Below are 20,612 nucleotides of genomic sequence, written 5' to 3' on the forward strand. Positions count from 1 at the left end.
TTCGACCTGAATCCACTGGAGACCCTCATGACCCGGACCCGTACCTTCCTCGCGGCGCTGGCCGTCGCCGCCGCCCCCCTGGCCGGCTTCGCCCAGGCCTGGCCCGACAAGCCCGTGCGCCTCGTCGTGCCCTACGCGCCCGGCGGCACCACCGACTTCGCGGCCCGCCTCGTCGCCGAGCGCCTCACGCAGCAGACCGGCACCAGCTTCTTCGTCGAGAACAAGGCCGGCGCCTCGGGCACCATCGCCACCGCACAGGTGGCCAAGAGCGCGCCCGATGGCGCCACCTTCCTGGTCAACGACACGACCTACGCCATGCTGCCTTCGCTGTTCGCGAAGCTGCCCTGGGACCATGCCAGCGACCTGGTGCCCGTGACCACGCTGGCCGTCACGCCGGTGGTGCTGGTGGTGCCGGCGAACTCGCCGTTCAAGACCGCGCAGGAGCTCGTCGAGCACGCGCGCCGCAACCCCGGCAAGCTGAATTTCGGCTCCGGCGGCACCGGCAGCTCCACCCATCTCTCGGCCGAGGTCCTGAAGAAGGAGGGCAGGCTGTTCATCACCCACATCCCGTACAAGGGCGCGGGCGATGCGATGGTCGGCCTCCTGGGCAACCAGGTGGACCTGCTGATCACCGCCGCGCCGACCGCGGTGCCCCAGGTGCAGGGCGGCAAGGTGCGCGCCCTCGCCGTCACCGGCGACAAGCCGCTGCCCGGCCTGCCGGGCGTGCCTACGTTCAAGGAGGTCGGCCTGCCAGGCTACACCGTGACCAACTGGTTCGGCCTGGCGGCCCCCAAGGGCACGCCCAAGGCCGTGGTGGACAGGCTGCAGGCCGAGGTGAAGAAGGCCATGGCGGACCCCAAGGTCAGCGAGCGGCTGAACGCGATGGGCGCGGCCCCGGGCGGCCTTGCCAGCGCCGACTTCGCCAGCTTCATCCAGCGCGAGACGAAGCTGTGGTCCGACGTGAGCAAGACCGCCGGCGTGCGGGCCGAGTGAGGAGCCGGCCGCCATGTGGAACCTCGACTTCCAGCCCCCGGCGGTCATCGTGGCGCGCGTGCTCGCGCGCCTGCCCGACGCCCTGCGCCGCCCGGTGCGCAGCGAGTGGGCCGATGCGAACAAGCCCGGCCACGTGGTCGACTGCTTCCTCGAGGGCCCGGCCTTCGACCGCAGCGGCAACCTGTACCTGACCGACATCCCGCACGGCCGGATCTTCCGGCTCACGCCGGCCGGCGAGTGGCAGGAGGTCACGCAGACCGGCGGCTGGCCCAACGGCATCGCGGTCCACCGTGACGGCTCGCTCTGGGTCACCGACTACCGGCGCGGACTGCTGCGGGTGGAGGCGGACAGCGGCCGGGTCGAGGTGCTGCTGGGGCACCGCAACTCCGAGGGCTTCAAGGGCCTGAACGACCTGGTGTTCGACGCCGAGGGCCACTGCTGGTTCACCGACCAGGGCCAGACCGGCATGCACGACCCCACGGGCCGCGTCCTGCGCTGGCGCACCGACGGCCGCCTGGACCTGCTGCTGTCCAACGCGCCCAGCCCCAACGGCATCGCGCTCGACCCGTCGGGCCGCTTCCTCTTCGTCGCCGTCACGCGGGGCAACGCGGTGTGGCGCGGGCCGCTGCTGCCGGACGGCTCGATCTCCAAGGTAGGCACCTTCCGCAGCTTCTTCGGCACCAGCGGCCCCGACGGCCTGGCGGTGGACGCCGCCGGCCGGCTGCTGGTCGCCCATGCCAGCCTGGGCTGCGTTTTCGTGCTGAACCCGCGCGGCGAGGTCACGCACGTGGTGCGCAGCCCCACCGGGCAGACCATCACCAACGTGGCCTTCCGGCCGGGAACCTGCGAGGTGGTGATGACGGACTCCGAGCAGGGCGTGGTGCTGGCGGCGACGCTGCCGGACACCGGGTGCACCCTGTACTCGCACGCCTGACGCGCGCCGGCGGCGGGCAGCCCTCGCGGCCGCCTACGCCCGGCTCCCCACCAGCCTCGACACCTCCTGCGCCGCCTCCAGCAGCGCCGGCAGGAGGGTCTCCTTCGCGACCGCCGCACTGGTGCGCCGCAGCTGGCCCGAGACGTTCAGCGCCGCGATCACGCGCCCGTGGCGGTCGCGCACCGGGGCGGCCAGCGAGATCAGGCCCTCCTCGAGCTCCTCGACCACGATCGACCACCCCTGCTGGCGCGCCTGGCGCACCCGCGCCATCAGCGCGTCGACCTCGGTGAGGGTGTGGCGCGTGCGCGCCGGCCGCGGCATGGACTCCAGCAGGCGGCGCGCCTCGTCCTCCGGCATCTGCGCCAGCAGCACCCGACCCATCGACGTGCAGTACGCCGGCAGCCGCGTGCCCACGCTCAGCGCCAGCGACACCACCTGGTGCGCGTGCACCCGCAGCACGTAGACGATGTCCGTGCCCTCCAGCACCGCCGCCGAGCACGACTCCCGCACCTGCTCCGACAGCCGCTCCATCACCGGCTGCGCCAGCTCCCAGATCGGCATGGAGGTCAGGTAGGCATAGCCCAGGTCCAGGATGCGCGCAGTCAGGCGATAGAGCTTGCCGTCGAACTCCACGTAGCCCAGCGCCAGCAGCGTGAGCAGGATGCGCCGCGCCCCGGCCCGCGTCAGGCCGGCCCGCGCCGCCACCTCGCTCAGGGTCTGCGCCGGCGCCTGGGCGCTGAAGGAACGAATGACCTCCAGCCCCCGCGCGAAGGACTGGACATAGGCATCCCCGGGCGCGGGCGCACCGGGCGGGCGTGAGGCGGCTTGGGCCATGGGCAAGTCTGGGCTAGAATTCTTTACGCGAACACTTGTTCGATATTAGAACACAGTTCATTCCTCACCCCCATCCAGACAGGAGTCCCTCCGGTGATCAACAAGATTGCGGCCTCGGTGGAAGAAGCCCTGGCCGGCACCCCCGACGGGGCCACCGTGCTCATTGGCGGATTCGGCACCGCCGGCATCCCCTCCGAATTGATCGACGGGCTCATCGCCCAGGGCGCCCGTGAGCTCACGGTCGTGAACAACAACGCCGGCAACGGCGACACCGGCCTGGCCGCCCTGCTCAAGGCCGGCCGCGTGCGCAAGATCATCTGCAGCTTCCCGCGCCAGGTGGACAGCCATGTCTTCGACGGCCTGTACCGCAGCGGCAAGCTCGAACTGGAACTGGTGCCCCAGGGCAACCTCGCCGAGCGCCTGCGCGCCGCGGGTGCCGGCATCGGCGCCTTCTTCTCGCCCACCGGCTACGGCACCGAGCTGGCCCAGGGCAAGGAAACCCGCGAGATCAATGGCAAGCACTACGTGCTGGAGCACCCGATCCACGGCGACCTCGCCCTGGTGAAGGCCGAGGCCGGCGACCGCTGGGGCAACCTGACCTTCCGCAAGGCGGCCCGCAACTTCGGCCCGGTGATGGCCACCGCGGCGCGCCGCACCGTCGCCACCGTGCATGAGGTCGTGGAGCTCGGCACGCTGGACCCCGAGGCCATCGTCACGCCCGGCATCCATGTGTCCGCCGTCGTGAAGATCCCCCGCGTGGCCACCCAGGCCGGCGGTTTCAAGGCGGCCTGAGGAGAGAACGACATGAGCTACACCCGACGCACCAAGGACGAACTCGCCCGCCGCGTGGCCCGCGACATCCCCGACGGCGCCTACGTCAACCTCGGCATCGGCCAGCCCACGCTGGTGGCCAACCACATCCCCGCCGGCCTGGAAGTGATCCTCCACAGCGAGAACGGCATCCTCGGCATGGGCCCCGCGCCCGCCAAGGGCGAGGAGGACTACGACCTGATCAACGCCGGCAAGCAGCCGGTGACCCTGCTGCCCGGCGGCGCCTTCTTCCACCATGCGGACAGCTTCGCGATGATGCGCGGCGGCCACCTGGACATCTGCGTGCTCGGCGCCTTCCAGGTCTCGGCCACCGGCGACCTCGCCAACTGGAGCACCGGCGAGCCCGGCGCCATCCCCGCCGTCGGCGGCGCGATGGACCTGGCCATCGGCGCCAAGCAGACCTGGGTGATGATGGACTTGCTCACGAAGGCCGGCGAGAGCAAGGTGGTGCCGCGCTGCACCTACCCGCTCACCGGCATCGGCTGCGTCAAGCGCATCTACTCGGACCTCGCCACCCTGGCCTGCACGCCCACCGGGCTGGAGCTGATCGACGTCGTCGAGGGCCTGGCCCACGAGGAACTCGAGCGCCTGGTCGGCCTGCCGATTCGCAAGCCCGCAGCCTGAGCCGCCGCCTGAACACCCCACGAAAGATCCCCATGAACCAAGCCTTCATCTGCGACGCCATCCGCACCCCCTTCGGCCGCTACGGCGGCGCCCTGTCCTCGGTGCGCACCGACGACCTGGCCGCCATCCCGCTGAAGGCGCTGATGGCGCGCAACCCGAACCTGGACTGGAACGCCGTCGACGACGTGCTCTATGGCTGCGTGAACCAGGCCGGCGAGGACAACCGCAACGTCGCCCGCATGGCGCTGCTGCTGGCGGGCCTGCCGCAGGAGGTGCCTGGCGCCACCATCAACCGCCTGTGCGGCTCCGGCCTCGACGCCGTGGGCACCGCGGCGCGCGCCATCAAGTCCGGCGAGGCCGGCCTGATGATCGCCGGCGGCGTGGAGAGCATGAGCCGCTCGCCCTTCGTCATGCCCAAGGCCACCAGCGCCTTCTCGCGTGACAACGCGGTCTACGACACCACCATCGGCTGGCGCTTCGTCAACAAGCTGATGAAGGAAAAGTACGGCGTGGACGCCATGCCCGAGACCGCCGAGAACGTGGCCGACGACTACAAGATCGAGCGCGAGGCGCAGGACCGCATGGCCCTGGCCAGCCAGCTCAAGGCCGTGGCCGCCCAGAAGGCCGGCCACCTGGCGCGCGAGATCTGCCCGGTCACCATCCCGCAGAAGAAGGGCGAGGCCCTCGTCGTCGACAAGGACGAACACCCTCGCGAGACCAGCCTCGAGGCGCTGGCCAAGCTCAAGGGCGTGGTCCGCCCCGACGGCTCCGTGACCGCCGGCAACGCCTCCGGCGTGAACGACGGCGCCTGCGCCCTGATCATGGCCAGCGAGGCCCAGGCCCGGCTGCAGGGCCTCACGCCGCGCGCCCGCGTGGTGGGCATGGCCACCGCCGGCGTGGCGCCGCGCATCATGGGCATCGGCCCGGCGCCGGCCACGCAGAAGGTGCTGGCGCAGACCGGCCTCAGCCTCGACCAGATGGACGTGATCGAACTGAACGAGGCCTTCGCCGCCCAGGGCCTGGCCGTGCTGCGCCTGCTGGGGCTGAAGGACGACGACGAGCGCGTGAACGCCTGGGGCGGCGCCATCGCCCTGGGCCACCCCCTGGGCGCCTCCGGCGCGCGCCTGGTGACCACCGCCATCAACCGCCTGCACACCACCGGCGGGCGCTACGCGCTGTGCACCATGTGCATTGGCGTGGGCCAGGGCATCGCGGTCATCCTCGAGAAGGTCTGACGCACGAGGCCTGAACGGGGGCCCGGGGCATCGGCTACAGTGACCCGCCGATGCCCTCCCCCTACAACCTCGCCCGCTTCGACCTGGTCTCGATCCGCCTCGCGGTGGACTGCGCCCGCCTGGGCAGCCTGAGCGCCGCGGCGCGCGAGGCCCACCTGGCGCTGGCCGCCGCCAGCCGCCGCATCCGCGAGCTGGAGGATGCGGTCGGCGAGCCCCTGTTCGAGCGCCATGGCCGGGGCGTGCGGCCCACCGAGGCGGGCAGCGTCTTCGCCCGGCACGGGCTGACCCTGCTGCAGAACGTGGAGCAGATGGCCGTCGAACTGGCCGACCTGCGCCAGGGCGTCGCCCGCCACGTGCGCCTGTGCGCCAACACCGCCGCCATCAACGAGTTCCTGCCCCCGCTGCTGGCCCGCTACGCCCGCCAGGAGCGGCAGGTGCGGGTGGACCTCGACGAGCAGCTGTCCAACGGCGTGGTGACCTCCCTGGTCGAGGGCCGCGCCGACATCGGCGTCTTCGCCGAGGGCATCGACCCGCGCGGCCTGGAGTGCCACGTCTTCCGCCACGACGAGCTGGTGCTGGTGACCCCGCCCGGCCACCGCCTCGCCGGCCCCGGCGCCATCGCCTTCGCCGACGCCCTCGACGAGGACTGGATCACCCTGAGCGACGGCGCCGCCCTCCTGCAGCGCCAGCAGGAGACCGCCCTGGCCGCGCGCCGCCCGCTGCGGGTGCGCATGCAGGTGCGCAGCTTCGACACCGTCTGCCACCTGGTGGCCTCGGAGCTGGGCGTGGCGGTGCTGCCCCGACACGCGGTCATGCCCCTGGTGCGCTCCATGAACCTGCGGTGCCGGGCGTTGTCCGACCCCTGGTCCTCGCGCAACCTGCTGGCGGCGGTGCGCCCCGGCACCCAGGACCCGGCGGTGCTCTCGCTGCTGCGGTTCCTGGTCGAGCCTTCGCAGAACGCGAAGGCTTCCCCGGCCAAAAAGCAATAGACCCGGGTGAGTCGCCCGCGCACACTGCGCGGCCATGGAATACGCCACGCCCGCCGCCCCCGGCCTGACCGCCGGCGCCCTTGCCGGTCTCAAGGTCCTCGAGATGGGCCAGCTGATCGCCGGCCCCTTCGCCGCCAAGACGCTCGCCGACTTCGGCGCCGACGTCGTCAAGATCGAACCCCCCGGCGCCGGCGACCCGCTGCGCAACTGGCGCCTGCTGAAAAACGGCACCTCCGTCTGGTGGCAGGTGCAGTCCCGCAACAAGCGCTCGGTGGCGGTGGACCTGCGCCAGGCCGAGGGCCAGGACATCGTGCGCCGCCTCGCCCGCGAGGCCGACGTGCTGATCGAGAACTTCCGCCCCGGCGCGCTCGAGGGCTGGAACCTCTCGCCCGAATCCCTGCTGGAAGCCAACCCGCGCCTGATCATCCTGCGCGTGAGCGGCTACGGCCAGACCGGTCCCTACCGCGACCGCCCCGGCTTCGGCGTGGTCGGCGAGGCCATGGGCGGCCTGCGCCACCTCACCGCCGAACCCGGCCGCGTGCCGGTGCGGGTGGGCGTGAGCATCGGCGACACGCTGGCCGCGCTGCACGGCGTCATCGGCATCCTGGTCGCCCTCCAGGAGCGCCAGCGCTCCGGCCAGGGCCAGGTGATCGACGTCGCCCTCTACGAGGCCGTCTTCAACTGCATGGAGAGCCTGCTGCCCGAGTACAGCGCCTTCGGCGCGGTGCGCGGCCCGGCCGGCAGCGCCCTGCCCGGCATCGCCCCCAGCAACGCCTACCTGTGCTCCGACGGCGGCTACGCCCTGATCGCGGGCAACGGCGACAGCATCTTCAAGCGCCTCATGACCACCATCGGCCGTGACGACCTGGGCAACGACCCGGGCCTGGCCGACAACGCCGGCCGCGTGGCCCGCGTCGCCGAGATCGACGCGGCCATCGGCGAGTGGACCCGCCAGCGCACCGTCGACGAGGTCCTCGCCGCGCTGGACACCGCCTCGGTGCCGGCCGGCCGCATCTACACCATCGCCGACATCGCCCACGACCCGCACTACGCGGCCCGCGGCATGCTGCAGCAGATCACGCTGGACGACGGCGACCAGCTGCTGGTGCCCGGCGTGGTGCCCAAGCTCTCACGCACCCCCGGCAGCCACCGCCGCAACGCCCCCGCCGTGGGCCAGGACACCGACGCCGTGCTGCGCGAGATCGGCCTGACCGAGGACCAGATCGCCGCCCTGCAGGCCCGCGGCATCGTGCGAAAGGACGCCGCATGAATCAGCGCATCTACTTCAACGAGGTCGTCACCCGCGACGGCTTCCAGATCGAGCCCGAGTTCATCCCCACCGACGACAAGATCGCTCTGGTCGACGCGCTGTCCCAGTGCGGCTACGCCAAGATCGAGGTGACCTCCTTCGTCTCGCCCAAGGCGATCCCGCAGCTGCGCGACGCCGAGGAGGTGATGGGCCGCATCCGCCGCGTGCCCGGCGTCGAGTACACCGTGCTGGTGCCCAACCTGCGCGGCGCCGAGCGCGCCCTGGAGTCCAGGGCCGACGAGCTGAACCTGGTGATGTCGGTCTCCGAGACCCACAACCTGTCCAACCTGCGCATGCCGCGCGCCAAGAGCTTCGAGGCGCTGTCGGAAGTCATTCGCACGGTGGACGGGCGCGCCGCCATCAACGTCTCGCTGTCGACCAGCTTCGGCTGCCCCATGGAGGGCGACGTGCCCGCCAGCGAGGTGCTGGCCTGGGCCCAGCGCTTCGCCGACCTGGGCGTGCGCGGCCTCACCATCTGCGACACCACCGGCATGGCCCACCCGGCCCAGGTGGCGGCGCTGTGCGAGCAGCTGCAGGCCCGCTTCCCGCAGCAGCAGCTGACCCTGCATTTCCACAACACCCGCGGCATGGGCCTGGCCAACGTGCTGGCCGCCGTGCAATCGGGCATCACCCGCTTCGACGGCTCGCTCGGCGGCCTCGGCGGCTGCCCCTACGCGCCCGGCGCCAGCGGCAACATCTGCAGCGAAGATGCCGTCCACATGCTGGACGCCATGGGCTACGACACCGGCATGGACCTGCCGCGCCTGCTCGAAGCCGCGCGCTCCCTCCCCGCCCTCGTCGGCCGCGAGGTGCCCGGCCAGGTCGCCAAGGCCGGCCGCAGCTGCGACCTGCACCCGACCCCCGCCGCCGTGACCGAACTGCGCCAGCAACTCCAGACCGCCTGAACCGAATGACCGCCCAGACCCGTTCCTACCGCGTGGGACTCATCGTCCCCAGCTCCAACACCACGATGGAGACCGAGATCCCGGCCATGCTGCGCGCCCGCGAGCAGATGCTGCCGGAGCGCTTCACCTTCCACTCCAGCCGCATGCGCATGATGGAGGTCACGAAGGAGCAGCTTGCCGCCATGGACCGCGACTCCGACCGCTGCGCCCTGGAGCTGTCCGACGCCCGCATGGATGTCATGGGCTATGCCTGCCTGGTGGCCATCATGAGCATGGGCCTGGGCTACCACCGCGAGTCCCAGGCCCGCCTGGCCGGCGTGGCCGCGAAGAACGGCGGCGCCGCCCCGGTCACCACCAGCGCCGGCGCGCTGGTGGAAGGCCTGCAGGCGATCGGCGCCAAGCGCGTGGCCATCATCGCCCCCTACATGAAGCCGCTGACGAAGCTCGTCATCGACTACATCCAGAACGAAGGCATCGAAGTCGCCGACAGCGTCTCGCTCGAGATCCACGACAACCTCGCCGTCGGCGCCCGCGACCCGCGCGCCCCGGCCGAACTCTGGAAGCAGCTGGACCTGACCGGGGTGGACGCCATCGTCGCCTCGGCCTGCGTGCAGATGCCCTCGCTGGCCTCGGTCCCCATGATCGAGCAGGCCAGCGGCCTGCCGGTCGTGTCCAGCGCGGTGTGCACCACCTGGTCGCTGCTCAGGCACCTGGGCCTGGAGCGCCGCGTACCCGATGCCGGCGCCCTGCTCTCGGGCCGCTACTGACCCTTCCCGCCCGATCACCCCGATCACCCGGATTACAAAGGAGACATTCATGAACCGTCGTCCGTTCCTGCGCAGCGCCCTCGTGGCCAGCGCCGCCGCCCTCCTGGGCACGCTGGCCCAGGCCCAGGGCTACCCCACCAAGCCCGTGACCCTGGTCGTGCCCAACCCGCCCGGCGGCGTGGTGGACACCTCCGCCCGCCTGCTGTCCGACCCGCTGGCCAAGGTGCTCAATGGCACCGTGGTGGTGGACAACCGCGCCGGCGGCAGCGGCAACGTGGCGTACGGCCATGTCGCCCGCTCCGCGGCCGACGGCTACACCCTGCTGATCTCCTACTCCGCCTACCACGTGGGCAACCCCTCGCTCACGCCCAAGCTGCCCTGGGCGCAGAAGGACCTGGTGCCGGTGGCCCTGCTGACCGCCGCCACCAACGTGATCGCGGCCCACCCCTCGGTGCCGGCGAACAACCTGCAGGAGTTCATCGCCTACCTGAAGAAGAACCCCGGCCGGATCAGCTACGCCTCGCAGGGCAACGGCTCGCTCTCGCACATCGGCACCGAGATGCTGAAGTCGCAGACCGGCACCAGCATGGTCCACATCCCCTACCGCGGCTCGGGCCCGGCCATCCAGGACGTGCTGTCCGGCCAGGTCCAGGTGTTCATGACCACGCCGCCCTCGGTGATGCAGCACGTGCAGTCCGGCAAGCTCAAGGCCTTCGCCGTGACCGGCAAGACCCGCCACCCCGGCCTGCCCAACGTCCCCACCACCGCCGAAGCCGGCCTCAAGGGCTTCGAGCTGGAAGCCTGGGTGGGCCTGTTCGCCCCGGCGGGCACCCCGGCCGACGTGATCGCCAAGCTGACGGCCAGCGTGAAGCAGTCGCTCGACCAGCCGGACACCAAGACCCGCGCTGCCGCCGCCGGCGTGGAGCTGCGCTACCTGCCGCCCGAGGCGCTGGACGCCCTCGTCAAGCGCGAGACCGAGTACTGGGCCAAGGTGATCAAGTCCGCCGGCATCACCGCCGACTGACCCGCCCGGCCACCACCGATAACGACCAAGGAGACATGACATGCCGAAGTACACGCTCAATGTGAACGGCAAGCGCCGCACCGTCGACGCCGATGCCGACACGCCCCTGCTCTACGTGCTGCGGGACAACCTCGAGCTGAACGGTCCCAAGTACGGCTGCGGCCTGGGCCAGTGCGGCGCCTGCACCGTCCACGTGAACGGCGAGGCCACCCGCTCCTGCCTGCTGCCCGTGAGCAGCCTGGGCGGCAAGGCGGTGACCACGCTGGAAGGCCTGGGCACCAGCGCCGCGCCCGGCAAGCTGCAGCAGGCCTTCATCGACGAGCAGGCCGTGCAGTGCGGCTACTGCTGCAACGGCATGATCATGACCTCCGCGGCCCTCCTGAAGAAGAACCCCAAGCCCAGCGAGGCGCAGATCAAGGAGGCCCTGGCCGGCAACCTGTGCCGCTGCGGCACCCACCAGCGCATCTGCAACGCGGTCAAGCGCGCGGCGGCCGCCGCCTGAAGGGAGTGACACCATGAACGCTCCCGAGAAATTCCAGATCTCCCGCCGCGGCCTGCTGCAGGCCGCCGGCGCCGCCCTCGTCGTCGGCTTCAGCGCCGAGGCCAGCCTCGCGGCTACCGCCGCCCCCGCCCTGCCCCCGGCCAAGGCCGTGGCCAAGGACCTGGTCGACTCCTTCCTGGTGCTGCACAGCGACGGCAAGGTCACGGTCTACGTCGGCAAGGTCGACCTGGGCACCGGCACCAAGACCGCGATGGCGCAGATCGCCGCCGAGGAACTGGAAGTGCCGTTCAACGCCATCACCATGGTGATGGGCGATACCGCCACCACCCCGGACCAGTGGCTCACCGGCGCCAACCTCACCATCGCCCAGGGCGGCGGTGAGCTGCGCCGCGCCTGCGCCACGGCGCGCGCCGCCCTGGTGGCGCGCGCGGCCCAGCGCCTGGGCGTGCCGGCCGCCGACCTCGTCGCCTCCGGCGGCGTGGTCCGCGCCAAGGCGGACGCCAGCAAGTCGGTCACCTACGCGCAGCTCCTGCAAGGCGGCGCCTTCGACCTGAAGGTGGACGCCAAGGCCACGCTCAAGCCCGTGTCCGAGTACAAGGTGGTGGGCACCTCGGTGCCGCGCGTGGACATCCCCGAGAAGGTCACGGGCGAGTTCATCTACGCCCACGACTTCCGCATGCCCGGCATGCTGCACGCCCGCGTGATCCGACCCGACGACCTGGGCGCCAGCCTGGAATCGGTGGACGACAGCGCCGCGCGCAAGGTCAACGGCTACGTGCAGACCGTGCGCAAGGGCAACTTCCTGGCCGTGGTCTCGCGCACCGAATGGGGCGCGGTGAAGGCCGCGCGCGCGGTCAAGGCCAAGTGGTCCGCCGGCACCGGCCTGCCGGACCAGGCCACGGTGTTCGACTACTGGCGCAAGCAGCCCCTGGCCAAGGAGGAAATGACGCAGAAGGTCGGCGACGCCCCGGCCGCCCTGGCCACCGCGGCGCGCCGCGTCAAGGCCAGCTACGAGTTCGCGGTGCAGACGCACGCCTCGATCGGCCCGTCCTGCGCGGTCGCCGACTACAAGAACGGCAAGCTGGTCGTGTGGTCGCCCTCGCAGGCCACCCACTCCCTGCAGACCGAGCTGGCCGGCATCACCGGCGTGAAGGCCGAGGACATCCGCGTGCTGTACCTCGACGGCTCCGGCTGCTACGGCCGCAACGGCCACGAGGACGCCAGCGCCGACGCCGCGCTGATCTCGGTGCTGATTGGCAAGCCGGTGCGCGTGCAGTGGATGCGCGCCGACGAGACCGCCCGCGCGCCCAAGAGCCCCCCCCGCGCCATCGACATGGAGGGCGGCTTCGACGCGAGCGGCAAGCTGGTGGCCTGGTCCGCCGACTTCCATATCGCCCTGAACCACATCGTCGCCTTCAAGCCGCTGGACTTCCCGCTGCTGGCGGCGACCGACCTGGGCCAGCCCAAGCCGGGCAACTGGGTGGGCTTCCTGTTCCAGAACTCGGCCGCGCCCTACGCCCTGCCGAACCTGCGGGTCAACACGCGGCACATCGAGAAGGCCTTCTTCCGCTCGGCGCACCTGCGCAGCCCGGGCCGCATCGAGAACAGCTTCGCCAACGAGTCGTTCATGGACGAACTCGCCGCCGAGGCCAAGGTCGACCCGGCCGAGTTCCGCCTGCAGCACCTGAGCGACCCGCGCGCCATCGCCGTGATGCGCGCCGCCATGAAGCGCGCCGGCTGGCAGGCCCGCGTGGGCATCCACCCCGACGCGCTGAAGTCCACCATCAGCCGCGGCCGCGGCATCTCCTATGTCCGCTACAACAACGCCACGACCTACGTGGCCGCGATCGCCGAGGTGGAGGTGAACCGCGACACCGGCGAGGTGCGCGTGACCCGGGTGTGCGTGGGCCACGACTGCGGCCAGATCGTCAACCCCGACGGCCTGGCCAACCAGATCGAGGGCGGCGTGATCCAGACGGTCTCGCGCACGCTGATGGAGCAGGTCAACTGGGACCGCACCAAGGTCACCAGCGTGGACTGGGCCACCTACCCGATCCTGCGCTTCCCCGACGCGCCGCGCGTCGAGGTGGACATGATCAACGTGCCCGGCGAGGTGTCCTGGGGCGCGGGCGAGCCCACGCCGACCGCGATCCCGGCGGCCATCGCCAACGCCATCTACGACGCCACGGGCGCGCGCCTGCGCAGCATCCCGATCACGCCGGAGAAGGTGAAGGCGGCGATCCAGGCCCGCCGGGCCTGAGCCGGGGCGATGCACGGTCCGGGTTGATCCTGATCAATCTGGCAAGTGCCCTCCCGCTAGCATGATGGGACCGCGCCGCACCTGCGGCGCGGCCATTCCAAAGAAGGAGACATCATGCCGATCCAGTCCCTGGCCCGCCCCTCTCGCGGGCTTGCGGCCGCCCTGCTGGCCCTGTGCTGCGCCGCGGCGCAGGCCCAGTCCCCTGCCGTCCCCCACTCGACCGCGGCCTCCCCGGACGTCTACAAGGTGGTCGCGGAAAACGCCCGCTACCGCGTCATCCAGGTGACCTGGGCCCCGGGCCAGAAGGACGCGGACCATTCCCACCCCGAATCGGCCGGCTACTTCCTGGACAGCTGCCAGCTGCGGTTCTTCCTGCCGAACGGCACGACCTCCGACCTGGCGCGGCCGGCCGGCTTTGCCGTGGTGCAGGGGCCGATTGCCTCGCACGCGGTCCAGAACATCGGCACGGCGCCCTGCCGGCTGGTGATGTTCGAGCCCAAGTGAGCGTCGCGGGCTAGCCGGGACCTCCGGCCACGTCGTGGTGCACCTCGATCGTCGAGTGCACCACCTCGTCATGCACGGACAGGCGTTCGCGCACCGTGGCGGCCGTCAGCGCACGGTCCGTGCTGACCACGGTGAGGGCGCAGGCATAGGCATGCCGGCCGATGCGCCAGACATGCAGGTCGGTGATCCGGGTGGCGGGGTCGTCGCCCTCCACCGCCTCGCGGATCTCCTCGACCACGGGGTGGTCCATCTCGCGGTCCAGGAGCGCACGCCCGGTCTCGGCGAGCAGCCCGCGCGCCCACACCGCCACCACCACGGCGCCGACCAGGCCCATCACCGGGTCCAGCCAGGACCAGCCCAGGAACCAGCCCCCCAGCAGCGCGCCGATCGCCAGCGCCGAGGTGGCGGCATCCGCCAGCACGTGCAGGTAGGCGGACTTGAGGTTCAGGTCGTGGTGCCCGCCGGCGTGGCCGTGGCCAGGGTCATGCTCGCCATGCGCGTGCCCATGCCCGTGGCCATGCGCGTGCCCGAGGATGCGGGCGCAGACCAGGTTCACCCCCAGCCCCAGCACGGCGACGGCCAGCGCGTCGCGGTAGTCGATCGGCTGCGGCGAGAACAGCCGCTCCACCGAGCCCACCGCCATCAGCCCCGCCATCACCACCAGGAACACCGCGCTGGCGAAGCCGGCCAGCACCTCGACCTTCCAGGTGCCGAAGGCGAAGCGCGGGTCGGTGGCGTAGCGCCGCGCGCTGGCATAGGCCACGGCCGACAGGCCGATGGCCACCACGTGCGACCCCATGTGCCAGCCATCCGCCAGCAGCGCCATCGAGTTGAACCACCAGCCCGCGCCGATCTCCAGCACCATGGCCGCCGCCGTGATCCAGGCCACCAGGCGGGTGCCGCGCTCGGCAGCGGCGCTGTCGGCGCTCCAGTCGTGGTGGTGGTCCCAGGGGCTGGGGTCTCGGGGCAGGGACATCGGCGGGCCTTGGCTTCCAGGGGTGGCGGGAATCTTCGCCGATGGTAAAGAATGTCGGCATGTCCGCCTCCCCTCCGCCCACCGTCCCCGGCCTGCAGGGCCGGGACCTCGCCCTGTCCTTTCCCGGCTACGACGTGTTCACCGGCCTGTCGCTGAACGTCGGCCCGGGCCTGAACCTGGTGCGCGGGGGTGACGGGCGCGGCAAGACCAGCGTGCTGCAGATGATCGCCGGCGAGCGCGCGCCCTCGCGGGGCCGCATCGAGGGCACGCGCGCCACGGTGTTCTGGATCGACCCGCGCACCGGCGGCGACGACAAGCACACGCTGGCCGAGTGGCTGCAGGCGCAGCAGGCCCGCCACCCGGCCTGGGACGCCGCCCTCGCGGCGCGCCTGGCCGAGGCCTTCGGGCTCGCCGGGCAGGAGGACAAGGCGATGTACATGCTGTCCACCGGCACGCGCCGCAAGGCCCTGCTGGTGGCAGCCTTCGCCAGCGGCGCGGCGCTGACGCTGCTGGACACGCCCTGGGCCGCGCTCGACGCCCGCGGCCGCGAGCTGGTGACCGAGCTGCTGGAGGAAGCGGCCCACCAGTCGAAGCGGGCCTTCGTGGTGGCCGACGGCACCTGGCCCGAGGCCATCACCCGCGCGCCGCTGGCGGGCGGAGCCGACCTGGGGGATTGAGCAGACGGCCGCGGGACGGCCGTCGCCCACGCCCGCGCCTGGGCCTTCACCGGCGTCAGCGATCGCCGCCCGGCACCCACTGCGAGACGAAGCGCTGCGGCGGCGGCCGCGGCGGCCCCGGCTTGCGCGCGGTGGCGGTGCCCACGCTGATGAAGCACACGGCGTGCTCCTGCGCCGCCAGCCCCAGGCCCTGGCGCAGCGCCTGCGACTTCAGCGCCTTGCCGCTGGTGAGCGAGGAATCGAAGCCCTGCGCGTTGGCCGCCAGCAGCAGGTTCTGGACGGCGCAGCCCGCGGACAGCAGGCGCTCGTTCAGGTCGATCTGCGCGTCGCCGCAGGTGGCATGCACGATGACCAGCATCAGCAGCGGCGCCCGCAGCGCCTTCTCGCGCGCCTGCGCCAGCTGCTCGCCGGTGGCCAGCGGGTCGCGCTCGCGCAGGGCCCGCGCGAACAGCTCGCCCAGCGCCTCGCGGTGCGCCGGCGGCACCACCAGGAAGCGCCAGGGCAGCAGCTGGTCATGGTCCGGCGCGGTGGCCGCGGCCTGGAACATCAAGGCCAGCTGGGCGTCGTCCGGGCCCGGCGCGCCCAGGCGCTTGGGCAGCACCGTGCGCCGGGTCTGCTGCACGTGCATCAGCATTTCGGCCGGGGACACGGACAGGCCAGGCGCGCCGGGGGCATCCGGCGCGTGCGGCGTGCCGCGCTCGTCGGGGGCGCCGGCCAGGCCGGGCGCGATCGGGTCGGTCATGGGTGGATTGTCTCCCGCGCGGCCGCCGGCGCGGCTCATTCCGCCTCGGCGCGCACCTGCCCGTCGTGCTCCACGTACGGCAGGTAGGGCCCGGTGCCGCTGTTCGTCGCGTGCGAGGCGGCGACGAAGCCGCCCTGCGCCACGTCGAACACATGGACCTCGCCGTCCTCGATGACGTAGTGCCAGCCATGCAGCGTGAGCCGCCCGGCCTCGACCTCGCGGCGCACCATCGGGTAGTCCATCAGCCGCTCCAGCTGCAGCACCACGCAGCGCTGCTCGGTGCGCCGCAGGACCTCGGGCGCCGGACGCACCGGCAGCAGCGACTCGCGCGTGAGCTCCAGCCAGGCCCGCAGCGCCCTGGCCTCGTCGGGCACGCCCTCGTAGGCGGCGCGGATGGCGCCGCAGTGGCTGTGCCCGCACACCACGATGCGCTGGACCTTCAGGCTCAGGACGGCGAACTCGATCGCCGCCGTGGTGCCGTGCAGGCCGTGCGAGCCGTCGTATGGCGGCACCAGGGCGCCGACGTTGCGCACGATGAACAGCTCGCCCGGCCCCGCCCCGGTCAGGAGGTAGGGGACCAGGCGCGAGTCCGAGCAGCCGATGAACAGGGTGGTCGGGTGCTGGCCCTGCGCCACCAGGTCCTGGAAGGACTGCTGGTGCAGGGGGAAGTAATCGGCGTGGAAATGCTGCAGGCGGTGCAGCAGCTCGTCGCCGGCGTCCGGGGAAGGCGGGTTCACCGAGGCCATGACCGGCTCACTGCACCAGCTCGGAGGTCGCCGCCTCGATCTCCACGCCCTCGATGTCGGCCAGGCCGGCGAGCCGGCGCATGTACTGGCGCAGCGCCGTGGCGCGCGATTGCGCCTGCAGCCGCAGCGCGATCTGCGGGCGCAGCGTCTCGAACTCCGGCAGCTGGCCCGGCTCGATGGCGAGCACGTCGATGATGTGCAGGCCGAAGCGGGTGTGCACCAGCCGCGGCAGGAGGCCGCACACCTGGCTGGACTCCTGGTTGAAGAACAGCGCCTTGGCCAGCTCCGGCGCGCAGTCCTGCGGGCCCAGCCAGCCCAGCTCGCCGCCCCGGGCGCCGCTGGGGCAGTTGGACAGCTCGCCGGCGCGCTGCGCGAACAGCCCCGGCGCGGCCTGCGGGCTGCGCAACTCGAACAGCGTGGCCTCGGCGCGCTGCGCCAGGGCCGGCACGTTCACGCCGGGCGTGACGGCAAACAGGATGTGCCGCACCTGACGGGCCTGACCCACCAGGAGGGACTGGCGATTCGCGTCGTGGTAGCGGCGGCACTCCGGCTCACCGGGCTCGGGCACGGTGACGGCGGCCTCGAGCATGCGGTCGATGGCCTGCTGCGCGGCCTCGTCGAGCCGGGGCGCGGCGTCCCCCGGCGTGGCCGGCAGGTGGCCGGTGCGCACCGCCTCCTGGCGCAGCAGCTCGCCGTAGGCGCGCTCGCGCAGGGTCTCGGCGTCCACGGCCTCGCCGGGCGCGTGCAGGGCGATGCCGTTGATGCGTGCGATGTGTTCCATCACGCCCCCCGGTTCTGGCCCAGGGGCGCGCGCGGCGTCATGCCGACACGGCGGCTGCGCACGACCTGGTAGGGACGCACCACGTAGGCCAGGGTGCCGAAGCCGCTCCACACGTGCACCAGGCGGGTGAACGGGAAGACCAGGAAGATCGTCATGCCCAGGAACATGTGCAGGCGGAACACCCAGCTCGCCTCGGCCAGCAGCTCGGAGGCGCCGCCGCGGAAGGTGACGATGCGCTGCGCCCACTCGGCCAGCTTCATCATCATGCCGCCGTCCAGGTGCTGGGCCGACAGCGGGATGGTGGCCAGGCCCAGCGCGAACTGCGCCCACAGCAGCCACAGCAGGAGGATGTCGCTGGCCTTGCTGGTGGCGCGGATGCGCGCGTCGCTCAGGCGGCGGTGCAGCAGCAGCGTGACGCCGATGAAGCCCAGCACGCCGAAGAGGCCGCCGGAGACCATCGCCAGCAGCTGCTTCTGGCCGGCTGTGATGAAGCCCTCGTACAGGACGTGCGGCGTGAGCATGCCCACCGCGTGGCCGAAGAACAGGAACAGGATCCCCACGTGGAACAGGTTGCTGCCCCAGCGCAGCTGGCCGGCGCGCAGCAGCTGCGAGGAGTCGCTCTTCCAGCTGTACTGGTCACGGTCGAAGCGGATGAGGCTTCCCAGGAGGAAGACGCTCAGGGCGATGTAGGGATAGATCCCGAAGACGAAATGCTGGACGGCGTTCATGCTGCCACTCCTTCACGCCCGGCCTGCGGGGCGTTCTTGCGGACGATGTGGATCGGTTGGGGCTGGCCCGGTCTGGACTGCCCGCGGCTGCTGCAGCCGTCGAAGGCCTCGGGCTCTTGCCAGCTCGCGTCGAGCGGCTCCTCCGGAGCGATGGCCACCGCCTGGGCCTTGTGGCCGGCGGCGTCCAGCACCGCGGCGAGCACCGCCGCGTAGGGGCTCTGGCGCTGCAGCAGGGCGCTGAAGATGGCGTTCAGGATGTGCGCCATCTCGTCGAGGAAGGACCGGGCCACCTCGGCCGGCTGGGTGGAGGCGAACTCCAGCACCACGCACAGGTGGTCGGGCAGCTCCTCGGGGCCGAGGCACAGGCCGGCCTGCCCGTAGGTCCGGGCCAGGTCGATCATGGCCGGGCCGCGGTCGCGCGAGTCGCCATGCACATGCTCGAACAGGTGCAGGCAGGTGGAGCGGCCGCGGTCGAAGGTCTCGACGTAGCGGGACTCCAGCTCCAGCGGGTCGATGCGGCGCAGCTGGGCGACCATCGCCTCCAGCTCGCCCAGGCGGGCACGGGACAGTGCGCCCTCCTCCTTGAGGACGTCCACCAGCGCGGGCCACTGGGCGCGGCGCTGCGCATCCGGGTAGGCCAGCAGGGCGGCCAGCGCGCGCAGGGTGTAGCGGGTGTGTTTCATCGGGTGTCTCCTCGCGTCAGACGGCCGGCTGGATCGGGATGGTGCGGCGCTTCTTGCCGCCGAACAGGCTGGCCTCGCTGGCGCCGTCGGAGCAGCCGTTGCCGAACGAGAAGCCGCAGCCGCCGCGGATGTCGAACGCGTTCTCCGCGTACTCGCGGTGCGTGCTCGGGATGACGAAGCGGTCCTCGTAGTTGGCGATGGCCATCACCTGGTACATCTCCTCGACCTGGGCCTGGCTCAGGCCCACCTGGTCGAGGACGGCCTGGTTGTGGACACCCTCGACATGCTTGCCGCGCTGGAAGGCGCGCATGGCCAGCATGCGCTCCAGGGCGCGCACCACCGGCTGCGTGGCGCCGGCGGTGAGCAGGTTGGCGAGGTACTGCACCGGGATGCGCATCTGCGAGACATCGGGCAGCTCGCCGTGCACGCCCACGTGGCCGGCGTTGGCGGCGGCGGTGATGGGTGAGAGCGGCGGCACGTACCAGACCATGGGCAGCGTGCGGTACTCGGGGTGCAGCGGCAGGGCGACCTTCCAGTCGATGGCCATCTTGTAGACCGGGCTGTTGCGCGCGCCCTCCAGCCAGGCCTCGGGGATGCCGTCGGCGCGGGCCTGGGCGATCACCTGCGGGTCGCTGGGGTCCAGGAAGATGTCCAGCTGGGCCTGGTACAGGTCCTGCTCGTTCTCGGTGCTGGCGGCCTCGGCGATGCGGTCGGCGTCATACAGCACCACGCCCAGGTAGCGGATGCGGCCCACGCAGGTCTCGGAGCACACGGTGGGCTGGCCGGCCTCGATGCGGGGGTAGCAGAAGATGCACTTCTCGGCCTTGCCGGTCTGCCAGTTGTAGTAGATCTTCTTGTAGGGGCAGCCCGAGACGCACATGCGCCAGCCGCGGCACTTGTCCTGGTCGATCAGGACGATGCCGTCCTCCTCGCGCTTGTAGATCGAGCCCGAGGGGCAGGAGGCCACGCACGCCGGGTTGAGGCAGTGCTCGCACAGGCGCGGCAGGTACATCATGAAGGTGTTCTCGAACTGGCCGACCATGTCCTTCTGGACCTGCTCGAAGCTCGAGAGGTTGGCGTCCTGGCTGCGCTTGCTGAACTCACCGCCCAGGATCTCCTCCCAGTTCGGGCCCCACTCGATCTTCTCCATGCGCTGGCCGGTGATCAGGCTGCGCGGGCGCGCGGTGGGCGCGGCCTTGGTCTCGGGCGACGACTGCAGGTGGTCGTAGTCGAAGGTGAAGGGCTCGTAGTAGTCGTCGATCTGCGGCAGGTTGGGGTTGGAGAAGATCTTCATCAGAAGGCTCCACTTGCCCCCCTGGCGCGGCACGATGCTGCCGTCGGCCTTGCGCGTCCAGCCGCCGTTCCAGCGGTCCTGGTTCTCCCAGTCCTTCGGGTAGCCGATGCCGGGCTTGGTCTCGACGTTGTTGAGCCAGGCGTACTCGACGCCGGGCCGGCTGGTCCAGACGTTCTTGCAGGTCACCGAGCAGGTGTGGCAGCCGATGCACTTGTCCAGGTTCAGGACCATCGCGATCTGTGCGCGAACTTTCATGGTTATCTCCTTCTCGCGG

Annotated in this window: 22 protein-coding genes; 14 read left to right on the plus strand and 8 right to left on the minus strand. The window is 71.6% G+C overall.

Annotation, left to right across the window (positions count from 1 at the left end; translation table 11 throughout):
* Positions 1-27: 27 nt before the first annotated feature.
* Both ACT80S_RS03090 and ACT80S_RS03095 read left to right on the plus strand, forming a co-directional pair.
* Positions 28-993, plus strand: coding sequence for a Bug family tripartite tricarboxylate transporter substrate binding protein (locus tag ACT80S_RS03090; RefSeq protein WP_377412446.1), 966 nt, complete (start codon positions 28-30; stop codon positions 991-993).
* 13 nt (positions 994-1,006) lie between these two features.
* Positions 1,007-1,927 carry an SMP-30/gluconolactonase/LRE family protein gene (locus ACT80S_RS03095; protein ID WP_377412448.1) on the plus strand — a complete coding sequence of 307 codons (921 nt, stop codon included), beginning with the start codon at positions 1,007-1,009 and terminating at the stop codon, positions 1,925-1,927.
* A gap of 33 nt (positions 1,928-1,960) precedes the next feature.
* On the opposite strand, the gene ACT80S_RS03100 is transcribed toward ACT80S_RS03095, so the two are convergent.
* A complete protein-coding gene (locus ACT80S_RS03100) occupies positions 1,961-2,761 on the minus strand; it encodes an IclR family transcriptional regulator domain-containing protein (RefSeq protein WP_377412450.1) in 801 nt (266 codons plus the stop codon).
* Positions 2,762-2,854: 93 nt separating this feature from the next.
* Here ACT80S_RS03100 and ACT80S_RS03105 point away from each other — a divergent pair, with 93 nt between their 5' ends.
* The 11 genes from ACT80S_RS03105 to ACT80S_RS03155 all read left to right on the plus strand — a co-directional run bounded on the left by ACT80S_RS03105 (position 2,855) and on the right by ACT80S_RS03155 (position 13,711).
* On the plus strand, positions 2,855-3,553 hold the full coding sequence (locus ACT80S_RS03105; protein ID WP_377412452.1) for a 3-oxoacid CoA-transferase subunit A: 699 nt from the start codon (positions 2,855-2,857) through the stop codon (positions 3,551-3,553).
* A 12-nt stretch (positions 3,554-3,565) separates the two neighbouring features.
* Positions 3,566-4,216: a 3-oxoacid CoA-transferase subunit B gene (locus ACT80S_RS03110; RefSeq protein ID WP_377412454.1), complete on the plus strand. Its 651-nt coding sequence runs from the start codon at positions 3,566-3,568 to the stop codon at positions 4,214-4,216.
* A gap of 32 nt (positions 4,217-4,248) precedes the next feature.
* Complete coding sequence (gene pcaF, locus ACT80S_RS03115) at positions 4,249-5,451, plus strand: 3-oxoadipyl-CoA thiolase (protein WP_377412456.1); 1,203 nt, start codon at positions 4,249-4,251, stop codon at positions 5,449-5,451.
* Between the two features lie 50 nt (positions 5,452-5,501).
* The gene (locus ACT80S_RS03120; protein WP_377412458.1) at positions 5,502-6,440 is read left to right on the plus strand and encodes a LysR family transcriptional regulator; all 939 of its coding nucleotides are present in this window, start codon (positions 5,502-5,504) and stop codon (positions 6,438-6,440) included.
* 34 nt (positions 6,441-6,474) lie between these two features.
* Positions 6,475-7,710, plus strand: a complete 1,236-nt coding sequence (locus tag ACT80S_RS03125) for a CaiB/BaiF CoA transferase family protein (RefSeq protein WP_377412460.1) — start codon at positions 6,475-6,477, stop codon at positions 7,708-7,710.
* The gene (locus ACT80S_RS03130) at positions 7,707-8,654 is read left to right on the plus strand and encodes a hydroxymethylglutaryl-CoA lyase (RefSeq protein ID WP_377412462.1); all 948 of its coding nucleotides are present in this window, start codon (positions 7,707-7,709) and stop codon (positions 8,652-8,654) included. Before ACT80S_RS03125 ends, ACT80S_RS03130 begins: the two co-directional genes overlap by 4 nt.
* A 5-nt stretch (positions 8,655-8,659) precedes the next feature.
* Entirely contained in the window at positions 8,660-9,421 is a 762-nt protein-coding gene (locus ACT80S_RS03135) for a maleate cis-trans isomerase family protein (protein WP_377412465.1), read from the plus strand.
* Positions 9,422-9,470: 49 nt separating this feature from the next.
* The gene (locus ACT80S_RS03140; RefSeq protein WP_377412467.1) at positions 9,471-10,445 is read left to right on the plus strand and encodes a Bug family tripartite tricarboxylate transporter substrate binding protein; all 975 of its coding nucleotides are present in this window, start codon (positions 9,471-9,473) and stop codon (positions 10,443-10,445) included.
* Positions 10,446-10,485: 40 nt separating this feature from the next.
* Positions 10,486-10,947: a (2Fe-2S)-binding protein gene (locus ACT80S_RS03145; protein WP_377412469.1), complete on the plus strand. Its 462-nt coding sequence runs from the start codon at positions 10,486-10,488 to the stop codon at positions 10,945-10,947.
* A 13-nt stretch (positions 10,948-10,960) separates the two neighbouring features.
* The gene (locus ACT80S_RS03150; protein ID WP_377412471.1) at positions 10,961-13,207 is read left to right on the plus strand and encodes a xanthine dehydrogenase family protein molybdopterin-binding subunit; all 2,247 of its coding nucleotides are present in this window, start codon (positions 10,961-10,963) and stop codon (positions 13,205-13,207) included.
* A 114-nt stretch (positions 13,208-13,321) separates the two neighbouring features.
* Complete coding sequence (locus ACT80S_RS03155; protein ID WP_377412473.1) at positions 13,322-13,711, plus strand: hypothetical protein; 390 nt, start codon at positions 13,322-13,324, stop codon at positions 13,709-13,711.
* A gap of 10 nt (positions 13,712-13,721) precedes the next feature.
* On the opposite strand, the gene dmeF is transcribed toward ACT80S_RS03155, so the two are convergent.
* Positions 13,722-14,687, minus strand: coding sequence for a CDF family Co(II)/Ni(II) efflux transporter DmeF (gene dmeF, locus ACT80S_RS03160; RefSeq protein WP_377412475.1), 966 nt, complete (start codon positions 14,685-14,687; stop codon positions 13,722-13,724).
* A 59-nt stretch (positions 14,688-14,746) separates the two neighbouring features.
* On the opposite strand from dmeF, the gene ACT80S_RS03165 reads away from it, so the two are divergent.
* Positions 14,747-15,364: an ABC transporter ATP-binding protein gene (locus ACT80S_RS03165; protein WP_377412478.1), complete on the plus strand. Its 618-nt coding sequence runs from the start codon at positions 14,747-14,749 to the stop codon at positions 15,362-15,364.
* Between the two features lie 55 nt (positions 15,365-15,419).
* Here ACT80S_RS03165 and ACT80S_RS03170 read toward each other — a convergent pair whose 3' ends face one another.
* From ACT80S_RS03170 to narH, 6 genes are read right to left on the minus strand one after another with little or no spacing between them, the layout of a single operon-like run.
* Positions 15,420-16,106 carry a nitroreductase family protein gene (locus ACT80S_RS03170; RefSeq protein ID WP_377412480.1) on the minus strand — a complete coding sequence of 229 codons (687 nt, stop codon included), beginning with the start codon at positions 16,104-16,106 and terminating at the stop codon, positions 15,420-15,422.
* A 35-nt stretch (positions 16,107-16,141) separates the two neighbouring features.
* Positions 16,142-16,852 carry a carbonic anhydrase gene (locus ACT80S_RS03175; protein WP_377412482.1) on the minus strand — a complete coding sequence of 237 codons (711 nt, stop codon included), beginning with the start codon at positions 16,850-16,852 and terminating at the stop codon, positions 16,142-16,144.
* 7 nt (positions 16,853-16,859) lie between these two features.
* A complete protein-coding gene (locus ACT80S_RS03180) occupies positions 16,860-17,633 on the minus strand; it encodes a peptidylprolyl isomerase (RefSeq protein WP_377412484.1) in 774 nt (257 codons plus the stop codon).
* The gene (gene narI, locus ACT80S_RS03185; protein WP_377412486.1) at positions 17,633-18,361 is read right to left on the minus strand and encodes a respiratory nitrate reductase subunit gamma; all 729 of its coding nucleotides are present in this window, start codon (positions 18,359-18,361) and stop codon (positions 17,633-17,635) included. Before narI ends, ACT80S_RS03180 begins: the two co-directional genes overlap by 1 nt.
* The gene (gene narJ / locus ACT80S_RS03190) at positions 18,358-19,044 is read right to left on the minus strand and encodes a nitrate reductase molybdenum cofactor assembly chaperone (protein ID WP_377412488.1); all 687 of its coding nucleotides are present in this window, start codon (positions 19,042-19,044) and stop codon (positions 18,358-18,360) included. The genes narI and narJ overlap by 4 nt, the downstream gene beginning before the upstream one ends.
* A 16-nt stretch (positions 19,045-19,060) precedes the next feature.
* Complete coding sequence (narH, locus tag ACT80S_RS03195; RefSeq protein WP_377412491.1) at positions 19,061-20,593, minus strand: nitrate reductase subunit beta; 1,533 nt, start codon at positions 20,591-20,593, stop codon at positions 19,061-19,063.
* Positions 20,594-20,612 lie beyond the last annotated feature (19 nt).

The sequence above is a fragment of the Ramlibacter sp. MAHUQ-53 genome (assembly GCF_052600055.1).